Source organism: Azospirillum lipoferum, assembly GCF_024170005.1.
Taxonomy (GTDB): Bacteria; Pseudomonadota; Alphaproteobacteria; order Azospirillales; family Azospirillaceae; genus Azospirillum; species Azospirillum lipoferum.
The window spans coordinates 1-17,742 of record NZ_JALJXJ010000010.1; the positions used below are offsets into that span (position 1 = coordinate 1).

17 protein-coding genes and 1 pseudogene are annotated in these 17,742 nt (G+C 64.3%); 9 read left to right on the plus strand and 9 right to left on the minus strand.

Going from position 1 to position 17,742, the window contains the following annotated elements:
- Positions 1-190 precede the first annotated feature (190 nt).
- Complete coding sequence (locus J2848_RS21620) at positions 191-457, minus strand: hypothetical protein (RefSeq protein WP_170307097.1); 267 nt, start codon at positions 455-457, stop codon at positions 191-193.
- Here J2848_RS21620 and J2848_RS21625 point away from each other — a divergent pair.
- Entirely contained in the window at positions 444-2,468 is a 2,025-nt protein-coding gene (locus J2848_RS21625; RefSeq protein ID WP_246193991.1) for a methyl-accepting chemotaxis protein, read from the plus strand. The two genes, J2848_RS21620 and J2848_RS21625, sit on opposite strands and share 14 nt — an antisense overlap.
- A 193-nt stretch (positions 2,469-2,661) precedes the next feature.
- On the opposite strand, the gene J2848_RS21630 is transcribed toward J2848_RS21625, so the two are convergent.
- Positions 2,662-3,576: an MBL fold metallo-hydrolase gene (locus J2848_RS21630; protein ID WP_211103215.1), complete on the minus strand. Its 915-nt coding sequence runs from the start codon at positions 3,574-3,576 to the stop codon at positions 2,662-2,664.
- A 216-nt stretch (positions 3,577-3,792) separates the two neighbouring features.
- On the opposite strand from J2848_RS21630, the gene J2848_RS21635 reads away from it, so the two are divergent.
- The gene (locus J2848_RS21635; protein WP_211103214.1) at positions 3,793-4,581 is read left to right on the plus strand and encodes a helix-turn-helix transcriptional regulator; all 789 of its coding nucleotides are present in this window, start codon (positions 3,793-3,795) and stop codon (positions 4,579-4,581) included.
- 433 nt (positions 4,582-5,014) lie between these two features.
- Here J2848_RS21635 and J2848_RS21640 read toward each other — a convergent pair whose 3' ends face one another.
- The gene (locus J2848_RS21640; protein ID WP_149232748.1) at positions 5,015-5,587 is read right to left on the minus strand and encodes a dienelactone hydrolase family protein; all 573 of its coding nucleotides are present in this window, start codon (positions 5,585-5,587) and stop codon (positions 5,015-5,017) included.
- A 316-nt stretch (positions 5,588-5,903) separates the two neighbouring features.
- On the opposite strand from J2848_RS21640, the gene J2848_RS21645 reads away from it, so the two are divergent.
- The 5 genes from J2848_RS21645 (at position 5,904) to J2848_RS21665 (ending at position 10,061) form a co-directional block, all read left to right on the plus strand.
- A complete protein-coding gene (locus J2848_RS21645; RefSeq protein WP_149232747.1) occupies positions 5,904-7,364 on the plus strand; it encodes an FAD-dependent monooxygenase in 1,461 nt (486 codons plus the stop codon).
- Between the two features lie 406 nt (positions 7,365-7,770).
- Complete coding sequence (locus tag J2848_RS21650) at positions 7,771-8,400, plus strand: TetR/AcrR family transcriptional regulator (protein ID WP_149232746.1); 630 nt, start codon at positions 7,771-7,773, stop codon at positions 8,398-8,400.
- Between the two features lies 1 nt (position 8,401).
- Positions 8,402-8,845: an SRPBCC family protein gene (locus J2848_RS21655; RefSeq protein ID WP_149232745.1), complete on the plus strand. Its 444-nt coding sequence runs from the start codon at positions 8,402-8,404 to the stop codon at positions 8,843-8,845.
- Between the two features lie 51 nt (positions 8,846-8,896).
- Positions 8,897-9,388 (plus strand): VOC family protein, encoded by a 492-nt coding sequence (locus tag J2848_RS21660; protein WP_149232744.1) that lies wholly within the window; start codon positions 8,897-8,899, stop codon positions 9,386-9,388.
- Positions 9,389-9,416: 28 nt separating this feature from the next.
- Positions 9,417-10,061 (plus strand): glutathione S-transferase family protein, encoded by a 645-nt coding sequence (locus tag J2848_RS21665; protein WP_149232743.1) that lies wholly within the window; start codon positions 9,417-9,419, stop codon positions 10,059-10,061.
- Positions 10,062-10,331: 270 nt separating this feature from the next.
- Here J2848_RS21665 and J2848_RS21670 read toward each other — a convergent pair whose 3' ends face one another.
- Positions 10,332-10,766 carry a site-specific integrase gene (locus J2848_RS21670; RefSeq protein WP_281288599.1) on the minus strand — a complete coding sequence of 145 codons (435 nt, stop codon included), beginning with the start codon at positions 10,764-10,766 and terminating at the stop codon, positions 10,332-10,334.
- Between J2848_RS21670 and J2848_RS21675 the strand changes: the two are divergent.
- Together J2848_RS21675 and J2848_RS21680 are read left to right on the plus strand one after the other, a co-directional pair.
- Positions 10,763-11,361 (plus strand): annotated as a pseudogene (locus J2848_RS21675) (IS630 family transposase); the annotation flags it as partial. The gene J2848_RS21670 and the pseudogene J2848_RS21675 overlap by 4 nt on opposite strands.
- Positions 11,362-11,788: 427 nt before the next feature.
- The gene (locus J2848_RS21680; RefSeq protein ID WP_211103213.1) at positions 11,789-12,034 is read left to right on the plus strand and encodes a helix-turn-helix transcriptional regulator; all 246 of its coding nucleotides are present in this window, start codon (positions 11,789-11,791) and stop codon (positions 12,032-12,034) included.
- 146 nt (positions 12,035-12,180) lie between these two features.
- Here the strand turns inward: J2848_RS21680 and J2848_RS21685 are convergent, their stop codons facing one another.
- From J2848_RS21685 to benA, 5 genes are all read right to left on the minus strand, one after another.
- Positions 12,181-13,566, minus strand: coding sequence for an MFS transporter (locus J2848_RS21685; RefSeq protein ID WP_149232740.1), 1,386 nt, complete (start codon positions 13,564-13,566; stop codon positions 12,181-12,183).
- A 128-nt stretch (positions 13,567-13,694) separates the two neighbouring features.
- Entirely contained in the window at positions 13,695-14,480 is a 786-nt protein-coding gene (locus J2848_RS21690) for a 1,6-dihydroxycyclohexa-2,4-diene-1-carboxylate dehydrogenase (RefSeq protein ID WP_149232739.1), read from the minus strand.
- Positions 14,477-15,502, minus strand: a complete 1,026-nt coding sequence (benC, locus tag J2848_RS21695; protein ID WP_149232738.1) for a benzoate 1,2-dioxygenase electron transfer component BenC — start codon at positions 15,500-15,502, stop codon at positions 14,477-14,479. The genes J2848_RS21690 and benC overlap by 4 nt, the downstream gene beginning before the upstream one ends.
- A gap of 101 nt (positions 15,503-15,603) precedes the next feature.
- Positions 15,604-16,095, minus strand: a complete 492-nt coding sequence (gene benB / locus J2848_RS21700; RefSeq protein ID WP_149232737.1) for a benzoate 1,2-dioxygenase small subunit — start codon at positions 16,093-16,095, stop codon at positions 15,604-15,606.
- A gap of 14 nt (positions 16,096-16,109) precedes the next feature.
- A complete protein-coding gene (gene benA / locus J2848_RS21705; protein ID WP_149232736.1) occupies positions 16,110-17,468 on the minus strand; it encodes a benzoate 1,2-dioxygenase large subunit in 1,359 nt (452 codons plus the stop codon).
- Positions 17,469-17,742 lie beyond the last annotated feature (274 nt).

A 17,742-nucleotide genomic window follows, 5' to 3' on the forward strand; every position in this document is an offset into this window, starting at 1 on the left:
CTGAACAGCGGCAACAACGTCTCGGTCAACGGCGCCATCGAGATCGAGGGGCAGGCCTATGGCCGCCTGCGCGGCTCGGAGGACTTCAAGGAGGGCGTCGCCTCCTTCCACGAGAAGCGCAAGCCGGTCTTCAAGGGCTGCTGAGCGCAACGGTTGGCATTTCATGAGGCGCGAGCTCTGGCGGTCATAATCAATTAATGCGTGCACCGCCCTCTCCCTTTGCTGCAGGAGAGGGAGGGGCATGCCCGGAGATAGACTTTGTCGGATTGCGTTCCATAATAATTCTTTTACAAGAAAGTAATATTTCGGCTTCATCATCATCATCAGTAGAAATCCGCCTTTGGATTTGAAAATCGTCGTAAATAGTCTGTCTTGAGGAACGTCTTATGAAAATCCGGGCAGTATTTCTTTCTTGCGTACTGGCAATGGCGACGGTGGCAGGGGTGGTGTCGATCACCTTCGTGGCCGCAGAGTGGGGCAACTACCGCCGGTCCGTTGACGCCGGAACCCTCTCCGAGGCGTTGGGCGCGGTGCTGCGGGTCACCGAAAAGGTCGTGCTGAGCCGGGGTGTGCAGAATGGAGCCCTGCTCGCGGACGCTCCGGCCGGTGACGAGTCGCGCGCCAAGATCGATGCCGCCCGTCGCGAAATCGTCAAAACGCTGGCGGAGGCCAACCGCACTGTTCAGGCCGCCGATTATGCCGGCAGACCGACAGCGCTCAGTAAATTGCGCGCGGTTGAACAGGCCTTGGCGGCACTCCACAGTGAGGTTGACGCAGCGATTGCTCGTCCCAAGTCCGAACGCGACCAGGCTTTTGTAAAGGGATTCGGTGAGCGCGTGGTTGCGCGGGTCACGGAGCTGAACGGCATCGCCAATGGGTTGGAACAGGGCATGGCGCTCGCCGACGCCGACGTTGCACGGCTTGGCGGCATCGCCCGCCTGTCCTGGGACATGCGTGAATCTGGCGGGCGCCGCGTCGCCATCTTCACCACAGTTGTCGGTGCCAAGCGGATGCTGACCAGCAACGAAATCGAACTGGCCGCCGCCCTGGCCGGAGAGACGCGTCATGCTTGGGCGCGCCTCCAGGCCACCGCCACGCAGATTGACGACGCGCCCGCCCTTGCGACGGCGTTGAAAGGTACCGAAACGACCTTCTTCGGCGCTACCGACGCGCTCATCGCCGATCTGATCGCCAGGGGACGGACGGGTGGTGACTACGAGATTTCCTTTCAGGACGCTTGGTCGCGCTTGGTTGGCGGCGTGCAAACCGCGCTCGCGGTGCGTGATGCCGCTATTGCGGAGGCGCTGAGCCAGGCGGAGGCGGCGCGCGGCAGCGCATTCGTCCGCTTGCTGCTCGCTGTCGGCGGTTTGGCGCTTGTCGTGCTCACGGTGATCGGCATCGCGATCCTGATAGGCCGGCGTATTGTCGACCCGCTGGTTGGCATGACCGCAGTGCTGTCAAAACTGGCGCAAGGCGAACGCGAGGTGGTGGTGCCGGCGCGTGGGCGCGCGGATGAAATCGGCGAGATCGCTGCGGCGGTCGAGGCGTTGCGTGTGACCGCCAAGGAAGCCGATCGGCTGGCTGCCGAACAGGCGAGCGAGCACGCCCGACGTCAAGAACGGACGCGTGCGATGGAAGCGGCGGTTGCCGGCTTCGACAACTCGATCACCGCCATTCTGGTCGCAATGGACGGCGCCACGACCGAACTCGACGGCACGGCGCGCACCATGACGGCGGTCGCCGACGAGGCGAGCCGACAGGCGGCCACGACGGCGGCCGCAGCCGAGGAGACGGCTGTGACGGTGCAGACGATCGCCGCGGCAACTGAGGAAATGACCAGCTCGATCCAGGAGATCGGTCGTCAGGTCGCCGGCTCCAACGCTGTCGCCGCGACGGCGCTGGCGCAGGCCCAAGAGACCACCGGTACGGTAATTCACCTTACGGAGGCGGCGTTGCGGATCGGAGAGGTCGTGAAGCTGATCCAGGACATCGCCAGCCAGACCAACTTGCTGGCTTTGAACGCGACCATCGAGGCGGCGCGCGCCGGCGAGGCCGGCAAGGGCTTCGCCGTGGTCGCCAGCGAGGTCAAGCAACTGGCCACGCAGACGGCCAAGGCCACCGAGGATATTGCGGCGCAGATCGCGGCGGTGCAGCAGGCGACCCAGGGGACCAGCCTGGCCATCGACGGGATTGGCAAGACAATTGCCAGCATCAACGAAATCAGCTCGGCGATCGCCGCTGCGGTGGAGGAGCAAAGCGCCACCACCAGCGAGATCGCCCGCAACGTCCAGCAGGCGGCTCACAGCACCACCGAAGTCAGCTACACCATCGCCGACATGAACCAGACCGTCGGCCAAAACAGCAGCGCGGCAACTCAGGTGACCGGCGCGTCGAGCGCGTTGGCGAGCGAGGCCAAGGTTCTTCGCCAGGAGGTCGAGAGCTTCCTTGCCAGCATTCGCGCGGCCTGATCCTTCGACCGGCCCCTGAACTGATGGTGCGGATGCCCCCTCTCCCCGACATCGGAGTATACCAGGATGCGGTGTTTGTCTGAGAGCATGTTTGTAGACGTCATGCGCCGAACATCCTGGAATGTGACCGCCCCAGACGGATCATACTGCTCTACATACATAAAGGTCCGTCTGGCGCAGTCCACTGGGTTCTTCATAGGTTCAACTGATATGAAGCCGGGATCCAGCGGTAGCCGGCCTCCTGCCGCTCGACAAAGCCGACGGAGGGAAAAGTCATGTGATAGCCGATGACTGGAAGCCGGTCGGCCGAGGCCATGCCGTAGATGCGCCGGCGGGTTGCCGCTCCCCTTTCCTTTTCCATGTCGAAGAAGGCGTGCCATTCAGGCCGCGCCAGCGACGCAACCTCATGATGGGCACAGTCGCCCCAGAGCAGAAGCCGGTTGCCCCGGCTTTCGATGTGGAAGGCGAGATGACCGGGTGTGTGCCCATACGCCTCCACCGCACGGATGCCGGGAGCGGCTTCCTCGCCGGGTTTGAGGAAGCCGGTCCGCTCCGCGAGCGGGACCACCGTCTGCTGGAACAGTCTGGCCGACTTGAACTCGTTGCCCTCGCGTGGTGCGGACAGCCGGTCCTTGGAAGCCCAGAAATCATACTCGGTTCCGCCGATGGCGTAGCGCGCATTCGGGAACAGGGGCCGGCCCTCCTCCATAAGCCCGCCGATGTGGTCTACATGCCCGTGGGTCAGGACCACGAGATCGACCTGCTCGGGTGCGTAGCCCGCCGTCTTCAGCGTCCGCGCGAGCCAACCGCCGTGGGGTCGGGGCACGAAGCCATCGGCGCCGTTGCCGGTGTCGAACAGGATCAGTTCGCGCCCAGTGTTCACCAATGTAGGCGTAAATCCGGGCTGGAAGCGGGTTTCGGGCAGCAGGTTGTCCCGCATAAGCTGCTCGACCTCCGCCTTGGGCCGGTCCTCGCCGACGATCGGCCAGGGACCGTCGATCATAGCCCCGGCGTCGAGGATCGTCGTTACTTCGAAGTCTCCGAGCTTGAAACGGTAATGGGTAGGCGCCGAGGGGCCGAGCGGCGGGGCGGCGGCCCGGACTTGCATGGGGAGCCCCCCGATGATGGCGGGGGCGGCGAGCGCAGAGACAGTCGTGGAGAGGAGCCGTCGGCGAGTGATCGCCGCGCGTGGCGATGGCATGGGGGCGGACATGGTATTCGATCCTCCCAAATGGTTTTCTTTCTGTCTGTCGCGGCGGCGGTTTCCATGTTGTGATTTCCATCCACCACGGCGGGGAGTCTAGCGATGGCGGAGTCCGGGCGCTTGTACAAACGTGCTGCGGCGGAGGACGGTGCCCCCGGCCCGCTCTGGCATCTCGGCGGCGGGCTGACCTTCTTCGCGGGGCCACTGGACTACAATGCCAGCCACCAGCACGGCGCGCCTGTCTATCTGGCGGGCCTTGATGGTCCCTTCGGACTGCGGATCGGGGGCGGGCCGTGGCTCACCTGCCGGACCGCCGCCATTCCCGCCGGCGTGCCGCACGAACTCGATCTCGGCGGCAGCCCTCTGGCGGTCTTCTACGTCGAGGCGACCGTCGCAGGCTTCGACATCCTGGCATCGCTCCTGCGCGGTGCAGAAGAAACGGGCGGTGCCCTGGTCGGAGGCCGCGGGGAAACGAGGCTGCTGCGCGACCTTTACGAGGACCGCCATGCCACCCGATGGGCCGGCGAGGCGCTCCGCGATCTGCTGGACTTCTCCGGAAGACGGGCCACCCGCACCATCGACCCGCGCCTGTCCCGCGCGCTCCAGGCGCTGCAAGCGTCCAGCGATGAACCCGGCGACGCCCCCATGCCGGTCGCCTGCATCGCCCGGGCCGTCGGCCTGTCGCCGTCGCGTTTCCAGCATCTCTTCACCGAAGAAATGGGTGTTCCCTTTCGACGCTATCGCGCCTGGAGTCGGATGCGCACTGCCATTGCCGAGATCGTGTCGGGGGCCAACTTCACCACCGCCGCCCACACTGCTGGCTACGCCGACCAAGCGCATTTCGCTCACGACTTCCGCCGCACCTTCGGAGCTCCCGCCTCCCGAAGCCTGACCGGAATACGTTCCTGAGGTCGTGTATTTATATAGCGGGTTTATGCAGCCGTCCGACCGGATAGTGAACCGTACCGAGTTTGTTGGAGACCCCCTCTTCTGAGACAGCGACTCCACTCATTTTTTAAGAGAGATAACGCTGCCAGTTTGGAATTGTGGCTTCAATTAGTCGCAAGAATCGTTGGTTGCGTGGCCCCCGCAACCACCATTACTGAACGCACCTATTCCCGAAGGCCGGCCATTTCCGCAGCGCCGGTCTTCGTTGTTTTTGGGGCCGGCCCAAGGCTGGGCAGCCCACAAGATCGCCCTCCGGCTTGATCTCGATGCCGTGGGTCCCGGCAGCGTTGAAGCGCACCGCCACCCGCTCGATTAGCGGGCGCAGCCGGTCGCGTGCTTCGATCCGGTGACCCGGGTTCTCCAGCGTCGCTGCCGGGTAACCGATCCGTTCCCTTCATCGAGAAATGGCACGAAGAAAAGAAAGAGCCCTACACCAAAGCCTAGCTGTAGCTTCCTCGCTGTAATCCGCCGAAGTTATGTCTGTGAAGTAATGCCCCGAGTTTTGGTAGGTGAAAACATCGGCCGAAAGTTTGGCCTCAACCGTTTTTGCCTTCCATGCATGCAGTTCTGTATCCGTGAAGATCGGATCGTTTAAGCCGATGTGCAGTTGCACCGGCGTGCCGGCGCAGACGCCCGCCGGCAACGAGGCCAACCCATGAAGCAACAGCACCCCCTGAACGTCCGGCCGGAGCTTCCACATTTCAGCAACGACACCTGCGCCCATCGAGATGCCCATCAGGACCAACCTGTCGGGAGAATCCGCAAGCGCAGTCCAGGCTCTCTCGCGAATGGTCTTCCAACCGATTTTTGCCTTTATCGCGAATCCCTCGTCGAGATCATCGGTTTTCGTGCCGTCAAACAGATCCGGAAGAAGCACCTCGTGTCCAGCGTCACGCAGTCGTGCCGCAGCCTCCATCTCGACCTCGCGCAGCCCCAGCACCGAATGGAACAAGGCAATGCTTGCCACGGTACGCCTCCTATCGGATGGAATTCATGCAACACCGGCGCCGGGCTTTCTCATCGTGCTTCGTTCGGATGCTCATGCTCGTCGCGCAAGAGGACCGGGTCGGCCGGCGCAACCATATGACTCATTCCCATGGAGGTCTTTCGGCTTCGTATCGGGATGCCCGCAAATGCCCCGATGATGTTCCTGTCGCCGCGACCCCAGGATGGAAAACGTCCGAACTCCCACATTTCCTAGATAGGTTGCGCAAGGCTCTTGCTTCAAGCCCCCCGCCATTCACTACAAGACGGGTCACCGACCGAATCTATGAGGTGGCACGATGCAGGTGACCCAACATGACGTGATCATCGTCGGAGGCGGTCCAACCGGGTTGATGCTGGCCGGCGAACTGGCGCTCGCGGGAGTTGATGTCGCGATAGTCGAGCGGCGCAAGAACCAGGACCTTGAGGGGTCGCGCGCGAGCGGCCTTCATCCCCGCGCGATCGAACTGCTTGATCAGCGCGGCATAACGGACAAGTTCCTCCCCCAGGGAACCAAGCACCATTCGGTCGCCCTCGCCGGCATCATCCTCAATGCCGGCGACCGGGCGACCCGCCACAGCTACACGCTTGGACTCTGGCAGGAGAAGATCGAGCGCGGGCTGGCCGACTGGATCTCCGAACTGCGGGTGCCGTCCTATCGCGGGTGCGAAATGGCGACCTTCGCCGAGGGCGAACAATGCGTGGACCTCCATCTGACGGACGGGCGAAGGTTCCGCTCCAGCTATCTGGTCGGCTGCGACGGCGGCCGCAGCCTTGTCCGCAAGACGGCGGGCATCCGCTTTCCGGGAACCGAGGCGCGGGCGAGCTACCTCATCTTTGAGGCCGACATGGAGGATCAACCGCCGCTCGGCATCCGGTACGGGGAGCAGGGCCTGTACGCCCTCGGACGGCTCGACGAGGGACCGCGCGTGCGCGGCATAGTGACGGAGCAGCGGCTGGAGCGGGGGGGAAGCCCCGGCGGGGAGGATCTCAGGGCGGCGCTCACAGCCGCCTACGGATCGGACCTGGGCATCCATCGGATCACCTGGATGTCGCGCTTCACAGATGCGGCGCGGCAGGCGGAAGCCTATCGGAAGGGCCGCGTCCTGCTCGCGGGAGATGCCGCGCACGTTCATTCTCCCGTTGGCGGGCAGGGGCTGAATGTCGGGCTGCAGGACGCCGTGAACCTCGGATGGAAGCTGGCCCAGGTGGTGAAGGGCATTTCGCCGGAAAGCCTGCTCGATACCTACCATGCGGAGCGGCACCCGATCGGCGCCGCGCTGCTCGAGCTTACTCTGGCGCTGACCGCACTCAACCGCGGCGACGACCACACAACGGCGCTCCGGGCATTCGTGGCAAAAGCGATGCAGATGGACGAGCCGAGGCGGTGGTATTCCGCCATGGTGTCCGGCCTCGACATCCGCTATGGCCCGGAAGGGGGGCACCCTCTGCTCGGCCGTCGCATGCCGGATCTGGACATCGTCACCGCCGAGGGGCCGACGCGGGTCTTCGCGTTCCTGCATGATGCGCGGCCGGTGCTGCTCGATTTCGGTAAAACGGGCTTCCCGGCCATCGACGCGTGGAAGGAGCGCGTCAAACTGGTCGATGCGGAATTTGAGGGTGTGTGCGAGCTTCCCGTCATCGGCATCGTCCGGACTCCGACCGCCCTCCTGATCCGACCGGATGGACATGTGGCATGGGTCGGAGAAGGAAGCACTGAAGGCCTCCTGACGGCCCTTGGAGACTGGTTCGGCAATTAGTGCGCATCGCGTGAATCCGGCTTCGATCTGAAGCGTGAAGCCGATCGCCGAACGAAGGGATGGATCATCGTGGACTTGGAGCCAGGGTCCTTCTGGTGCTTGTCGAAGCGCCGGAAGAACCCTGCGCTTCCGGTCTTCAGTGCAACCGGTTCACGCGGTCCCGCTTGATCCGGCTTTACTCTGAACACACGAAATTTCATAGCGGCGCACGGCATCCATCCGCCGCGCCTGGCCAAAAAGCCGCGAGAGACAGCCCAGGACGTCGGGTGCGTCCGCCGACATCTGGCGGTCGGGATTGAGCAAACATTTTCCAGCGATGATGGGCAGGCACACTCTATCCGCTTGACACCATACCAACCAGTCGGTACACAAACCAACCAGTGGGTATGGTGGGTGGGTAAGCGACATGCAGCCTGATTCAAAGTCCAGACTTCTCGACGCGGCGCTGAAGGTCGTGCGCACCAAGGGCTATACGGCAACAAGGATCGAGGATCTCTGCGCCGAGGCCGGCGTCACCAAGGGAAGCTTCTTCCATCACTTCAAGAGCAAGGACGACCTGATGCTTGCGGCTGTCGCCCATTGGGATGCGGTGACCGGCGGCCTGTTCGCACGGGCGCCCTACCATGATCTCGCGGACCCGCTGGACCGGCTGCTCGCTTACCTGGAGTTCCGCAAAGAGTTGCTTGCCGGGGACCTTCCCGATTTCACCTGTTTCGCCGGCATGATCACCCAGGAAGCCTATGAGACCCGTCCCGAGATCGTGGCCGCATGCGCCGGCAGTATCGCCGGCCATGCCAGGACACTCGAGGCCGACATCCGCGAAGCCATGCGGAAATATGGTGTGGATGCCGATTGGAGTGCCGAAAGCCTCGCACTGCACACCCAGGCCGTTCTCCAGGGCGCCTTCGTCCTCGCCAAGGCCAAGGGTGGTGCGTCCATCGCCGCCGACAGCATCGACCATCTCCATCGCTACCTGACGCTTCTGTTCCGCTCGGACAGCGGCAAGAGATCCAACCCCGCAACGAAGGTGAACTGACATGCCCAACACCGTCCGCCTGCATCGCGTCGTTAATGCCAAGCCGGAGAAAGTCTACCGGGCATTCGTGGAGCTGGACGCCATTGCCAGCTGGCTGCCGCCCCACGGCTTCATTTGCACCGTACATGAACTGAATGCCGTGGTCGGCGGCACGCACAGGATGTCGTTCCGCAATTTCACCACCGGCCACAGCCACGCCTTCGGGGGCGAATATCTCGAGCTCGTCCCCAACGAGCGGCTCGTCTACACGGACAGGTTCGATGATCCTAACCTGCCGGGTGAGATGAAAGTGACCGTTACCCTGAAGGCCGTGTCGGTCGGCACGGACATGACGATCGAGCAGGCGGGCGTTCCGGACGCGATCCCGCTGGAGGCCTGCTATCTCGGCTGGCAGGAAAGCCTGCGGAAATTGGCAAAACTGGTCGAACCCGAAATCAATATGTAGTGCGACACCGATCGCCGCACGCAAGCAACCAAGCCAGTAGGAGCACCGGAGATGCCCGATCTCGTCACCTGCCTGTGGTTCGACCATGGCCAAGCCGCCGAAGCGGCCAGGTTCTACGCCGCCACTTTTCCCGACAGCCATGTCGACCGTGTGAACATGGCGCCCGGCAATTTCCCCGGTGGGCACGAAGGCGCCGAATTGACCGTCGAATTCACGGTGCTCGGCCGGCGGTTCGTGGGCCTGAACGGTGGACCGAATTTCACGGCGAACGAAGCGGTCAGTTTCATGGTCGTTACCGAAAGCCAGGAAGAGACCGATCGCTACTGGAATGCAATCGTCACCAACGGCGGCACTGAGAGCGCTTGCGGTTGGTGCAAGGACCGGTGGGGTTTCTCCTGGCAGATCACGCCGAGGCGGCTGCTCGAGTTGACGACGGGTTCCGACGGCGTCGCGGCGAAACGCGCCTTCGACGCCATGATGACGATGCGCAAAATTGACATCGCTGCGCTTGAGGCGGCCGTCCGCGCCGGATCGGCGCCTTGAAACGTCCAGCCGGGAATGGAACCTTGGAATGACTGTCACGATCACCGTGTTCGAGCGGTCACCTGACGGCGGCAGGGGCTTGGCGCGTGACACGCGCGTCCGCTGGGCACTTGAAGAGGTGGGCCAACCCTATGAGGCTCGCCTTGTTTCCTTTGCTGCGATGAAGGAACCCGCGCATCTGGCGCTTCATCCTTTCGGGCAGATTCCAACCTTCGAGGATGGTGACTTCGCCCTGTTCGAGACGGGTGCGATCGTCTTCCATATCGCTGAACGCCATGCGGGCCTGTTGCCTGGTGACGCGCAGGCGCGGGCGCGGGCAATCATGTGGATGTTTGCCGCGCTCAACACGGTCGAGCCGCCGATTCTCGATCTCGTAACCACCAAGGTTCTGGAAAGCGACCAGCCCTGGAGCAAGGAGAGGTTGCCGCTGGTCGAGGGGCGGATTCGCGTCCGGCTGCAGCAACTGTCGGATCGCCTCGGCGATGCCGAGTGGCTCGACGGCGCATTCAGCGCGGGTGATCTGTTGATGGTGTCGGTGCTGCTGAGGCTGAAAGCTTCGGGGCTGCTCGGCGAGCATGCGAACCTTTCAGCCTATGTTGCCCGCGGCGAAGCCCGCCCCGCCTACAAGCGTGCATTCGACGCCCAATTGGCAGTGTTCACCGCAAGCCAGTGACGGGCCGGATGTTTGACGATCGGGTGCATGGGGCACCCCGCCGGCCTCTCACCGTTCGGGGGCGGCGAAGAAAGCGCCTGTTGCGAGGCGCTCAAATACTCATCCAAGGTCGCGTTCAGGCACTCGCCAAACACGCGATCGACGGCGGCGAGACGGTCGATCACACGAACCTTCTTCCGCTGGATCCGGGCCTGTGCGCTGAAATCGAACAAGCGCCTGCGGCCACACCTTCACTTGATCATCCCACCCAAAGGGTCGCGATCGATGCAGTCATACCGGTGCATCAGCCAGGGTCACGGGGCGATTTGGCCGAAGGCGAAACTTGCGCTGGCGGTTTCGCTGCGAACTGGATTGGTCAAGGGCGTCGGCAATGGTGGCAGAGATTTGATCAGCTGCGGTTAGGACTGGATCATGTGCCAGGTGGGCGTAACGCTGGGTGGTCGTTGGCTGGGTATGTCCAAGAATCTTCCCAATGACCAGCAGACTGCTTCCGTTGGCGGCTCCGACGCTGGCGAAGCTATGTCGAAGATCATACAAACGAACATCGGGTAAACCGGCTGCGGTGCGGATCTTGTCCCAGGTCCGGTCGATGTTGACCAGCTGTCCATCTTGCCCTTTGCCAGAGATGACATAGTGATTTCCGGGCTGGCGTTGAAGCATGGTCAGGATATCGAGTGCGGCCCGTCCCAGTGGTACAACCGGCAAGCGAGGCCGGTCGCGCTGACGTTGCCGAAGACCGCCGGACGTGGCGCAGCCACCGTCAGCCCCGGATGCACGAAGAGCCGGATCGGCTGGTGTTCCTCGACGAGACGGCCACCACCACGAAGATGACCCGGCTGCGCGGGCGGGCCAAGCGCGGCCAACGGTTCAAGGCCAAGGCACCCTTCGGCCACTGGGGCACCCAGACCTTCATCGCCGCCCTGCGCTGCGATGGCCTGACCGCCCCCTGGATCATCAAGGGCGCGATGAACCGATGCTCTTCGAGACCTATGTCGAGACCCAACTCGCCCCGACCTTGCGGCCGGGCGACGTCGTCATTCTCGACAACCTGTCTTGCCACAAGAGCGAAAAGGCCAAGGCCGCCCTCAAGCAGCGTGGCGCTTGGTTTCTCTTCCTGCCGCCTTACAGTCCCGACCTCAATCCCCTCGAGATCGCTTTCGCCAAGCTCAAGGCCCATCTCCGGCGCATCGGCGCCCGCACCATCGACGAACTGTGGAAAGCCGTCGGTTCAATCTGCGACCTCTACACACCCGAGAAATGCTGGAACTACCTCAGGCACGCAGGATATGCGGCAGATTAAACGCTCGAGACTCTAAGGAAGCAGGAGGACGCCGCCAAGCCGGCATCCCCGGTGACGCGGGCGGTTCTTCACGCCATAGAGTCGCCGAAACCCCGCACACGCTATCCGTTGGACAGCATCTGGCGTGTCGGCCGCCATCTTCCCGATCGCGTGTTCGACCGCCTGATTTTCAAGGCTCTTGGAATAGACCGGCTCATGCGGCCGAAGCTCGGCCGACCCGCATGAGCCGGCCGGTCATTGCTGAAGCAGGGCATCGCGGTCCGTCTTCACCACATCACCGGATCCTACACCACATCGTGGGACACGATCGACCTTTCTGGCGCTCGATATCGACGACTATCGTTGGCAACTGCCTTTCGACAGGTTGGATCAGTCGAGCGCGACCGGCGTTCCTTTGATTCTGATCAGCCTCAGCGGCGACCGCTCCGTGAGATTGGTTCCAGCCGAGGCGTTGGTCGCTCTGTTCGGACTGACCGTGGCGGAGGCCAGTCTGGCCAACGTCTTCGTGTCCGGGCTGACGTTGGAGGAATATGCGCAACGCCGTGGAGCCGGGTTGGGAACAGTCTGTTTCCAGATGAAGCAAGTGCTGGCCAGGACGGGAACCAACCGGCAGGCCGATCTCGTCCGCCGTGTCCTTTGCTCGGCGGCGGCTCAGCTTGCAGTCTCGACCTGAAGATCTTTTCCAGTGCCTCCCTCCTTGCAGGGGGCTGGATCCTTTTTGGTAAACGGTGACTCGCCCGATGTATCGGAAACGGGAACGCCCCGCCCGGTGAAAGGACGGGGCGCTCCTGCCGATGGCGGCGTGAAGCAGCAGCTTTGTCAATCGATGCCGGTCGTGGCCGGCAGTGGAGCGGCGAAGGACGGTGCGGCCGTACCGGCCTGATGGGTCGGTTGCGGTGCGAGATTGCCCTTCAGGACCATGAACAGCCCGGCCAGGATCACCGGAACACCGACGATGGCGAAGGCGATCGGCAGGCCGAGGCCGCTGGACAGGATGGCGCCGCCCACCATCGACCCGAGAACCGATCCGCTACGCCCCACCGCATTGGCCCAGGCCACCCCGGTCGCCCGGTTCGCCGTCGGGTAGAAGCCGGCCGCCAGAGCGTTCACACCGACCTGCGCACCGGCCAGGCAGAAGCCCGCACCAAACACCGCGGCGGCGAGCAGAGCGGGGGAGGCGGTGGCGCTGCCGATAAGCGCGATGAACAGCGCGGCGGTCGCATACGCGACGCCCAGCACCTTGTGCGGATCGAGGCGGTCCATCAGGGCGCCGATCACCAGCGCTCCGACCGTGCCGCCCAATTGAAGCATCATCGTCATCAGCGAGGCGTCCTTCAGGGTCATCCCGGCGCTGCTGATCACCGTCGGCAGCCAGCTCGACAGCAGGTAAAAGACCAGCAGGCTCATGAAGAAGGTCGACCACAGCAGCAGCGTGCCGGCGACCAGACCGGGTTGGAACAGTTGCCCGACCGGGGAGCCGGCCGGCCGGTGGACGCCGATGAAACGCGCGCCGGCAAGGTCGGCCTCCGGCGCGATCCGGGCCAGGATGGCGGCCACCCGCTCCGCCGGGGCGTGGCGCAGGACGAGGAAGCGCACCGATTCCGGTAGGGCCAGCAACAGCACCGGCACCAGCAGCAGCGGCGCCAGTCCTCCCAGCAGCAGCACCGACGACCAGCCATAGCCGGCCACGAGTTGTGCCGCCGCCAGCCCACCCAGTGCCGAGCCGAGCGTGAAGCCGCAGAACATCAAGGTGGTCAGGAAGGATCGGCGCTTGTCCGGACAGAACTCCGAAGTCAGGGTGATGGCGTTCGGCATCGCGCCGCCCAGCCCCATGCCGGTCAGGAAGCGCAGCACGGTCAGCTCGGTGACGTTGGTCGTCCAGGCCGATGCCAGGCTGGTCAGCCCGAAGAACAGGACGGTGAGAACCAGGGCGCGCTTGCGCCCGATCATGTCGGCCAGCGGCCCGAAGATGAAGGCGCCGATCATCAGCCCGAACAGGCCGGCGCCGAACAGCGGCGCCAGCTGGGCCGGAGCCAACTGCCATTCGGCGCGGAGCGCCGGGGCGATGAAGCCGATGGCCGCGGTGTCGAAGCCGTCGATGGCGACGATCAGGAAGCAGAGAGCGATCAGCATGCTCTGAAAGCCGGAGACCCGATGGGAATTGATGAAGTCCTGGACGTCGATGACCTTTTGTGTCGATGACACGGGCGTTCCTCCCTGGTGACCTGATGGACGGAAATGGCCGCGACGTTGCGCGGTTTGGCCGGGTTCGCCTGCCGCCCTGACCGACGGGGCGGCAGTCTCCCGGATTTTCGATGCCGGATTTTTGGCGGTCAGCCGATGCTGCCGCCGGCGACGAAGCAGGTCTGGCCGGTGATGTAGGAGGCCTCCTCCGAGGCGAAGAAGCAGATGGCGGCGGCGATCTCGTCCTGGGTGCCCATCCGTCCCATCGGCGTGTCGTGCATCACCTGCCCGTAGGTCTCACGCTGCCAGACCGTCTCCTGGGCGCTCATCGGCGCCGGGTTGCGCGGGATCGCCCGCTCGCCGTTGTCGACCGCGCCGGGGGAGACGGCGTTGACCCGCACGCCCTTGTCGGCCAGTTCCATCGCCATGCAGGCGGTCATCGCATGCACGCCGCCCTTCGCGGCGGAGTAGGGGACGCGGTAGATCCCGCGGGTGGCGTTGCTGCCGACATTGACGATGCTGCCGCGCCCCTGCGCGATCATGACGGGGATGACCGCGCGGCAGGACCACAGGGTCGGCCAGAGCGACCGGCCGATCTCCTTCACCATCTCCTCCTCCCGGTACTCCCAGAAGGGCTTCATCCAGATGGTGCCGCCGACATTGTGGACCGAGATGTCGATGCGCCCGAACGCCTCCATCGCGGCATCGACCATCGCCCGGGCGCCGGCATAGCTTTCCAGATCGGCGGTGAGCGACAACGCCGACGCCCCCCGATCCGCCAGTTCCTCCGCCACCCCGTGAACCAGATCGGAGCGGTCGACCAGCAACAGCCTGGCACCCTCGCCGGCCGCCCTTGCGGCCACCGCCCGCCCGATGCCCTGGGCGGCGCCGGTCACGATCATCACCCGATCCTCGAACCGTCCATGCCCGGTCATCGGCCGTTCCCCTCGCTGGCGCTGAACTTCTCGTAATGGAAGCTGGCCGGGGCGATCCCCTGGTCGCGGAAATGGCCGCGCACCGCCTCTACCATCGGCGGAGGGCCGCAGAGATAGACGTCCACGTCGCCGCCGTTCAGATGCTCCGGCCGGAGATGGTGGGTGACATAGCCGGTCAGCGGATGGCGGCTGTCCGGATCGGCCACGCAGGTGGCGAAGGTGAAGCCGGGGCAGCGGTCCGCAAGGCTTCGCAGAGCCTCCACCTCCACCAGATCGCGGTCCAGCGTGACGCCGTAGACGAGATGGACCGGCTGCGGGCTGCCGCCCTCCATCGCCGCGATGCGGCCCAGCATCGACAGGAAGGGCGCCAGCCCGGTCCCGCCGGCCAGCATCAGCACCGGCCGCCGCAGGTCGCGCAGATAGAAGCTGCCGAAGGGGCCGCCCAGGGTCAGCCGGTCGCCCGGCTTGGCCCGGTCGGTCAGATAGCCGCTCATCAGCCCGCCCGGAACATTGCGGATCAGGAAGGTCGCCACCTCCGCCCCCGGCGGCGAGCTGAAGGAATAGGAGCGCGTCTGCCCGCTGCCGGGGACCTCGATATTGACGTACTGGCCGGGAAGAAAGGACAGCCGGGCGTTCCCGTCCAGCCTCAGCGCAAGGGAGAGGGCGCTGTCGGACAGGCGTTCGACCGCCGCCACCTCGGCGGCGACGGTCATCGCCTTCGTCTTGCACAGATCCGACGACGCGGCGATGCGCAGCGTCAGGTCCGATGCCGGACGCATCTGGCAGGTCAGGCAATAGCCCTCCGCCGCCTCCGCGTCGGTCAGCGCATCCTCGATGTAGGAGCCGCCGTCGTAGCGTCCGGCCTCGCAGAAGCTCTTGCAGGTGCCGCAGGCGCCGTCGCGGCAATCCAGCGGAATGTTGATGCCCTGGCGGTAGGCGGCGTCCGCAACCGTTTCGCCGGGATGAGCTTCGATGAAACGGGTTGGCCCGTCCTCGAAGGTCAGCGCGATTTGAAAGCTCATGAATGATCTCCCCGGCCCGGCGGGCATGATCGGGCATGCCGGGCCGGTCTTCTGCGGTCCTGGCTGATCGGAGCCGGTGGTACCCGATCGGATGTGGCCGATCAGATGTGATAGATGTCGATGACGTGGTGGATGTAGTCGTTCTTCAGAACCACCGTCTTCTCCTTGATCAGCGGCGTCTCGCCCGAAACATCCAGCGTGTAGAAGGACGTGCCGAAATAGCTGTCGGTCGTCTTGTAGCGGAAGCTCAGCGTGAACCAGTTGAAGCGGAGCCTGCACAGGCCATTGGCCTGCTCCAGCACTTCGAGGTTGCTGATGTTGTGGGAGGTGCGCGGCTCCGGCAGGCTGGTGGCGCTCGACCGTTCGGTCTTGATGCGGAAGATGCGATCCTCCAGGCCACCACGGTTGCCGTAGTAGATCAGCGAGATTTCCCGCTGCGGATCGGTGGTCAGGGCGCCGTCATCGTCCCAGGCCGGCATCCAGAACACGGCATCGGCGGCGTAGAGGCCGAGCCATTCGTCCCACTGCTTCTCGTCGAGCAGGCGCGCTTCGCGGTGCAGGAAGGCTTGCAGGGATTCGAAGGTGATGGTCATGAAGCTGCCCTCCCTCAACCCTGCGTCGCCGGAACGTCGGACGTATCCGTGGCGGCGCGGCGCATGGTGTCCAGCCAATGCTGATGCTGGACGACGAACAGCCCTTCGTCCTCGGTGCGCAACCCGCTCATCAGCGGGTGCAGGTCGATGGCCTTGGCGGCCTCGTCGGCCCCCTCCACCCAATGGGCAGCGCCGCGCGACAGGTCGTTCCACGGCGCCGCACCGGCCAGGTAGCCGGTCTGGCAGGAGCGGAACTCCTCCAGGTCGTCGGGGGTGGCCATGCCGCTGGCGTTGAAGAAATCCTCATATTGCCGGATGCGGCGGGCGCGGGCCTGGGCACTTTCGTTCTTCGGCGCGATGCAATAGATCGTCACCTCGGTCTTGTCGACGGACAGCGGCCGGTAGGTGCGGATCTGCGAACTGAACTGATCCATCAGATAGACGTTGGGATAGAGACACAGGTTGCGCGAATTGCCGATCATCCAGTCGGCCCGCTCGGCGCCGAACCGCGCCGCCAGCTCGTCCCGGCGCTCGTACAGCGGCCGGTCCTCGGGATTGGCCCAGCGGGTCCACAGCAGCAGATGCCCGTTTTCGAAGGAGTAGAAGCCACCGCCCTGCTTGGCCCAGCTTCCGGCATCCATCGCCCGCACGCTGTCGCCGGCGGCGGCCATCTTGCGGTGGTTGGTGGTCGCCGCATAGTTCCAGTGGACCGCGGTGACATGGTAGCCGTCGGCGCCATTTTCGGTCTGGAGCTTCCAGTTGCCGTCATAGATGTAGGTGGAGGAGCCGCGCAGCACCTCCAGCCCGTCCGGCGACTGGTCGACGATCATGTCGATGATCTTCGCCGCCTCTCCCAGATGCTCGGTCAGCGGAGCTACGTCGGCGTTCAGGCTGCCGAACAGGAAGCCGCGGTATGATTCGAAGCGGGCGACCTTGGTCAGATTATGCGAGCCCTCGCGGTTGAAGCTCTCGGGATAGCCGGCGCAGTCGGGATCCTTGACCTTCAGCAGCTTTCCGGAATTGTTGAAGGTCCAGCCATGGAAGGGGCAGGTGTAGGTCGCCTTGTTGCCGCGCTTGTGCCGGCACAGCATGGCGCCGCGGTGGCTGCAGGCGTTGATGAAGGCGTTGAGTTCGTTGTCCTTGTTGCGGGCGATGACGATCGGCTGCCGGCCGATGAAGGTGGTGAAATAGTCGTTCCTGTTGGGAATCTGGCTTTCATGGGCGAGATAGATCCAGTTCCCTTCGAAGATGTGCGCCATCTCCAACTCGAACAGCGCCGGCTCGGTGAAGATGTCGCGCCGACAGCGATAGAGTCCTCGCTCCTTATCCTCGACGACGGCGTCGTCCAGACGTGCCAAGAGGTCGGCGGTCATGATCCTGGTCTCCACAAGAAGGGGGCGATGGGCGGCGGCAGCCGTTCGGTGGCCGCTATCGCGGACGGCGGCATGGGTGCCGCCGCGCGGGCCGGCGCGCCGTTTCGATGTCTTCGGGAAGGTTTTGTTGCGAAACCAAGCTATCCGTTGCCGGGCGTAATGTGAAAGACTGTGTTGGTCTGGTTTGATACCATGCAGGTATGACGCGTTGCGGCAGCTTACCCCATGCCCGCAGCCCCATGCCCGCAGCGTCCGAACACCGAAGAGGCCGGCC